Consider the following 3,114-nt stretch of genomic DNA (forward strand, 5'->3'; position numbering starts at 1 on the left):
CCGCGCTCGCTGGGCCTGGTGTCGGGCGAGCAGGCCACCACGGTGCGGCGCGGGCTGCTGCTGCGCGACACGGCAGCGTTCGCGGTCAGCTTGGAGCCGAGCGGCGGCTCGCCGACCGGCGCACCGACCGGACCGATCCTGTCCGTCGGGAAGCTGCAGATCTGACTTGAAAATTCTGTCGGCGGTGGTGCATCTGCCGGCGCGCCGTCTCCGTAGTGCAGGGGTGAGGGGCTCGCCCCCGAACACCCACCCACCTACGGAGACCCCTATGCGCCTGAACCTGATCACCGCCTGCGCTGCCCTCACTCTGGGCGCCTGCGCCATGCAACCGATGACGTCCCCGAAGACGATCGACAACGCGAGCCTGCCCGAGTCGGTGCGCGTGCCGGCCGGCGAGGCCCAGAAGCTGTGGACCACCACCACCGGCGGCAAGATCACCTACGAATGCCGCGAGAAGAAGGATGCAGCCGGACAGCATGAATGGGTGTTCGTCGGCCCGGTGGCCGGCCTGCAGGACGCCGACGGCAAGGCAGTCGGCAAGTACTACGGCCCGCCCGCCACCTGGGAGTCGAACGACGGCTCGAAGGTCACCGGCAAGCAGCTCGCGGTGGCCCCCAACCAGCCCGGCAGCATCCCGCTGCAGTTGGTGAAGGCCGACCCGGCAATGGGCAGTGGCGCGATGCAGGGCGTGACCTACATCCAGCGCCTGAAGACGGTCGGCGGCGTGGCGCCGGCCGCGGCTTGCGCGGCGGCGAACAAGGGTGAACAACAGGTCGTGAGCTACGCGGCCGACTACGTGTTCTACGGTCGCTGAGCGCCCAAGGCAGCGCCCCGACCGCTCAGCCGGGGCGGGCCGCGCTGCTCGCCAGCGCGTCCTGCAACGCGGCGTGAACGCGCTCCGGCGCGATGCCGGACAGGCATTTCAGGTGCCCGAAGCGGCACTCGTGTGCGTAGCAGGGCTGGCAATCGAGATGCTCCACGCCGCGCAGGGTCTGCAGCCACAGCACGCGCGCATGCCGGTTCAAGGGCGGCGTGTGCTGCGGGCTGGTGGCGCCGAACACGGCGGCCTGCGGCACGCCAAAGGCCGCTGCCATGTGCATCCACCCCGAGTCGTTGCTGACCACGCCGCGCGCCCCCGCAATCAGGGCCATGGCGTCCGCGAGCGAGCCCGCACCGGCCTGCACCCGGCAGTGCCCTCCGTGCACCAGGGCGGCGATCTCCTCGCAGACCGGCCGTTCCGTCTCGGCACCGACCAGCCATACCGGCTGGCCATGGAGCGCGTGCAGTTCCTCGGCCAGCGCCGCATAGGCCGCAGCCGGCCAGCGGCGGGTGGCGCCCTGCTCCGCCCCGGGAGCCAGCACCCAGTAGGCCTGCGGCGCGAGCCCGCAGCGCGCGAGCAGGTCGTCGATGCGCCCGTGCGCCAGATGCAGGCGGGGCCGTGCGCGCGGCGGCAGGCCTCCGGCGAGCGCGCCGTAGAAGGCGACCAGCGGCGGCTCGCCGACGGGGTTGGGCAGGCGCTCGTTCAGCAGCACCAGCCGGCCCTCGCCTTGGTACCCGACGCGGCGCGGGATGCGCGCCAGCCACGGCAGCAGCGCCGACTTGAGCGAGTTCGGCAGCACGTAGGCCACGTCGAAGCGCCCCTTGATCTGGCGAGCCTGCGCCCGCCGGGCCGACCAGTCGAGCCGCCCGTGCACGAACGGCAGCGTGATCACCTCGGCCACCTGCGGCATGGCCTGGAACAAGGGTGCGACCGACGGCAGCGCCGCCACCGTCAGGTGTTCGCCGCGCGCCGCCAGCACCGCCAGCATCGGCTCGGCCATCACGGCGTAGCCGATCCACTGCGGCGCGATGACCAGTGCGCGGGTCATCGCACCGCCGCCCGGCTCAATGGGCGTGCAGCTTCTCACCGGCCTTCAGCCGGTAGACGGTGCCACAGTACGGGCATTTGCCTTCGGCGTGGGCCACGTCGATGAAGACACGCGGGTGCGCGCTCCACAGCGGCATCTTCGGGTTCGGGCAGAACACCACGCCCGGGCCCTGCAGGTCCTGGGCGGTGACTTCGACGACGGCTTGCGGTGGGCGGCTCATACAGGAGGGTCCGTCAGGGTGGAGAGGTTCAGACTGCGGCCAGCCATTCGGCGTACTTGGCGTTGCGGCCGTTGACGATGTCGAAGAAGGCCGACTGGATCTTCTCGGTGATCGGGCCGCGCGAGCCGATGCCGATCTCGATGCGGTCGAGTTCGCGGATCGGCGTGACCTCGGCGGCGGTGCCGGTGAAGAAGGCCTCGTCGGCGATGTAGACCTCGTCGCGCGTGATGCGCTTCTCGACGATCTTCAGCCCCAGGTCGGCTGCGATCGAGAACACGGTGTTGCGCGTGATGCCGTTCAGCGCGCCGGCCGACAGGTCGGGCGTGTAGATCACGCCGTTCTTGATGACGAAGATGTTCTCGCCCGCGCCTTCACTGACGAAGCCCGAGGCGTCGAGCAGCAGCGCCTCGTCGTAGCCGTCGTCGGTGGCCTCCATGTTGGCGAGGATGGAGTTGCTGTAGTTGCTCACGGCCTTGGCCTGCGTCATCGTGATGTTGACGTGGTGGCGCGTGTAGCTCGACGTCTTGACGCGGATGCCGCGCTTGAGCCCTTCCTCGCCGAGGTAGGCGCCCCAGGGCCAGGCGGCGATCATCAGGTGGATGGTGTTGCCCTTGGGACTGACGCCGAGCTTCTTGTCGCCGATCCAGGTCAGCGGCCGCAGATAGCAGCTCTCCAGCTTGTTGACGCGCACCACCTCGCGCTGCGCGTCCATCACCTGCTCCAGCGAGAACGGGATCTTCATGCGCAGGATCTTGGCGCTGTTGAAGAGCCGCTCGGTGTGCTCGCGCAGCCGGAAGATCGCCGTGCCCTTGATGGTGTTGTACGCGCGCACGCCCTCGAATGCACCGCAACCGTAGTGCAGGGTGTGGGTCAGCACGTGGATCTTGGCGTCGCGCCAGTCGACCAGTTGGCCGTCCATCCAGATCTTGCCGTCGCGGTCGGACATAGACATCGGAGTTCCTCGGTTCAGTGCGCAAGCAGAACCACAAATTCTACGGGCGCGCGCGCCGCGCCCCGCCCGGCCGG

5 protein-coding genes are annotated in these 3,114 nt (G+C 69.7%); 2 read left to right on the forward strand and 3 right to left on the reverse strand.

Features of this window, described 5'->3' with window-relative positions; translation table 11 throughout:
* Positions 1–9: 9 nt before the first annotated feature.
* Complete coding sequence (locus Y694_RS23825; protein ID WP_081782300.1) at positions 10–165, forward strand: anti-sigma factor domain-containing protein; 156 nt, start codon at positions 10–12, stop codon at positions 163–165.
* Positions 166–268: 103 nt separating this feature from the next.
* On the forward strand, positions 269–814 hold the full coding sequence (locus tag Y694_RS20780; RefSeq protein ID WP_036236145.1) for a DUF3455 domain-containing protein: 546 nt from the start codon (positions 269–271) through the stop codon (positions 812–814).
* Between the two features lie 25 nt (positions 815–839).
* Here Y694_RS20780 and waaF read toward each other — a convergent pair whose 3' ends face one another.
* Genes waaF through Y694_RS20795 form a run of 3 tightly spaced genes read right to left on the reverse strand, consistent with a single transcriptional unit; the run spans position 840 to position 3,040 of the window.
* Positions 840–1,868 carry a lipopolysaccharide heptosyltransferase II gene (gene waaF / locus Y694_RS20785; RefSeq protein WP_011831123.1) on the reverse strand — a complete coding sequence of 343 codons (1,029 nt, stop codon included), beginning with the start codon at positions 1,866–1,868 and terminating at the stop codon, positions 840–842.
* 16 nt (positions 1,869–1,884) lie between these two features.
* Positions 1,885–2,088: a zinc-finger domain-containing protein gene (locus Y694_RS20790; protein WP_036236148.1), complete on the reverse strand. Its 204-nt coding sequence runs from the start codon at positions 2,086–2,088 to the stop codon at positions 1,885–1,887.
* Between the two features lie 28 nt (positions 2,089–2,116).
* Positions 2,117–3,040, reverse strand: a complete 924-nt coding sequence (locus Y694_RS20795) for a branched-chain amino acid transaminase (RefSeq protein WP_011831125.1) — start codon at positions 3,038–3,040, stop codon at positions 2,117–2,119.
* Positions 3,041–3,114 lie beyond the last annotated feature (74 nt).

It is taken from the genome of Methylibium sp. T29-B (assembly GCF_000576225.1).
Classification (GTDB): Bacteria; Pseudomonadota; Gammaproteobacteria; order Burkholderiales; family Burkholderiaceae_C; genus Methylibium; species Methylibium petroleiphilum.